The organism is Nocardia farcinica (genome assembly GCF_029867845.1).
GTDB classification, from domain to species: Bacteria; Actinomycetota; Actinomycetes; order Mycobacteriales; family Mycobacteriaceae; genus Nocardia; species Nocardia farcinica_A.
Genome location: NZ_JARWRU010000764.1, coordinates 1 through 2,112, shown reverse-complemented (window position 1 = coordinate 2,112; position 2,112 = coordinate 1). Strand labels below are relative to the sequence as shown.

The following is a 2,112-nucleotide window of genomic DNA, read 5'->3' as shown; positions in this document are numbered from 1 at the left end:
GGTCGGTGGAGGCGGTCGCCGCCGAGCCGCGCCGCGAGGGCGGCAGAAAGGCGGCCTCGGGCAAGGGGGCCGATCGGGACAAGTCCGAGCAGGGCAAGCCCGAGCAGAACAAGTCCGAGCAGAACAGAACCGAGCAGGGGCGAGCCGTCGAGCAGAAGGGTTCCGGCGAGTCCGGGCGCGGCGGTGGCAGGCGCTCCTCCGGGCGCAGGCAGGGCCGCGGCCGCGAGCAGGCGCCCCCGCCACCGGTGGTCGCCGCCCAGGACCGCCTCGGCACGCCGCCGAAGGCGCCGAAGAGCGGCCTGCGGGTGTTCGCCCTCGGCGGCATCGGCGAGATCGGCCGCAACATGACAGTCTTCGAATACGGCGGCAAGCTGCTCATCGTCGACTGCGGCGTGCTGTTCCCCGAGGACCAGCAGCCCGGCGTCGACCTGATCCTGCCCGACTTCCGGCCCATCGAGGACCGGATGGACGACATCGTGGCCATCGTGCTCACCCACGGTCACGAGGACCACATCGGCGCGGTGCCGTTCCTGCTGCGCAACCGCTCCGACATCCCCGTGCTCGGCGCCAAGTTCACCCTCGCGCTGGTGGCCGCCAAGTGCCGTGAGCACCGGCTGCACCCCAAGCTCATCCAGGTCGCCGAGGGCGAGACCACCGTCCACGGTCCGTTCGAGTGCGAGTACTTCGCCGTCAACCACTCCATCCCGGACGCGCTGGCGGTGGCCATCCGCACCCCGGCGGGCGTGGCCCTGCACACCGGTGACATCAAGCTCGACCAGCTGCCGCTGGACGGCAGGCTCACCGACCTGGCCGGCTTCTCCCGGCTCGGCGACGAGGGCGTCGACCTGTTCCTGGTCGACTCCACCAACGCCGAGGTGCCCGGCTTCGTCACCCCGGAGCGCGAGATCGGCGGTGTGCTCGACACCGTCATCGGCAAGGCCCGAGGCCGCGTCATCGTGGCCTCCTTCGCCAGCCATGTGCACCGTATCCAGCAGGTCGTCGACGTGGCCCAGCGCTACGGCAGGCGGGTCTGCTTCGTCGGGCGCTCGATGGTGCGCAACATGCAGATCGCCCAGGACCTCGGCTATCTGACGGTGCCGGACAACGTGGTGGTCGACCTCGACGTGGCCGCCACGCTGCCCGCCGACCGGCTGGTGCTGATCTCCACCGGCTCCCAGGGCGAGCCGCTGTCGGCGCTGTCGCGGATGGCCCGCGGCGATCATCGTCAGATCAACATCCGCCCCGACGATCTCGTGGTGCTGGCCTCCTCGCTGATTCCCGGCAACGAGAACTCGGTGTTCACCGTGGTCAACGGCCTGGCCAGGCTCGGCGCCTCGGTCATCACCCAGCAGAACGCGAAGGTGCACGTCTCCGGGCACGCCTCGGCGGGCGAGCTGCTCTACCTCTACAACGCGGTGCGGCCGACCAATGCCATGCCGGTGCACGGCGAGTGGCGGCATCTGCGCGCCAACGCCGCGCTGGCGGTGGCCACCGGTGTGCCCGAGGAGCGGGTGGTGCTCGCCGAGGACGGCGTGGTCGTCGACCTGGTGGACGGCATCGCCGAGATCGTCGGCCGCTACCCGGTCGGTCACGTCTACGTCGACGGCCTCTCGGTCGGCGATGTCGGCGAGTCGACGCTCTCGGATCGGCTCGTGCTCGGCGAGGGTGGCTTCATCTCCATCACCGTGGCGATCGACGAGACCACCGGAAAGGCCGTCAGCGCACCGGAAGTCAGCGGCCGCGGCTTCTCCGACGACCCGACCGCGCTGACCGAGGCCGCCGAGCTGGTGGACGCGGAGCTGCAGCGCCTCGCGCTGGAAGGCGTCACCGAGACCCACCGCATCGCGCAGAGCGTGCGCAGGGTGGTCGGTCGCTGGGTGGCCGACACCTACCGTCGCCGCCCGATGATCGTGCCGACCGTCATCGGCGTCTGAGACCGGCGCGGACCCGACGGAAGACGAAGGGCCGGAAGGATTCCGATTCCTTCCGGCCCTTCGCGGGGGAAGCGCCAGGGGCACCAGAAGCCCCCCCGGCCGGACCGCCGCGGCGCGAGGCGGGGGAGGGACCCCTCAACGGACGGCGCGGGGACCGCGGGGGTGGTGTGAAAGGTAG

1 protein-coding gene is annotated in these 2,112 nt (G+C 71.3%); it reads left to right on the top strand.

Going from position 1 to position 2,112, the window contains the following annotated elements:
• Positions 1 to 5 precede the first annotated feature (5 nt).
• Positions 6 to 1,934 carry a ribonuclease J gene (locus QH283_RS16720; RefSeq protein ID WP_280503914.1) on the top strand — a complete coding sequence of 643 codons (1,929 nt, stop codon included), beginning with the start codon at positions 6 to 8 and terminating at the stop codon, positions 1,932 to 1,934.
• Positions 1,935 to 2,112: the final 178 nt, after the last annotated feature.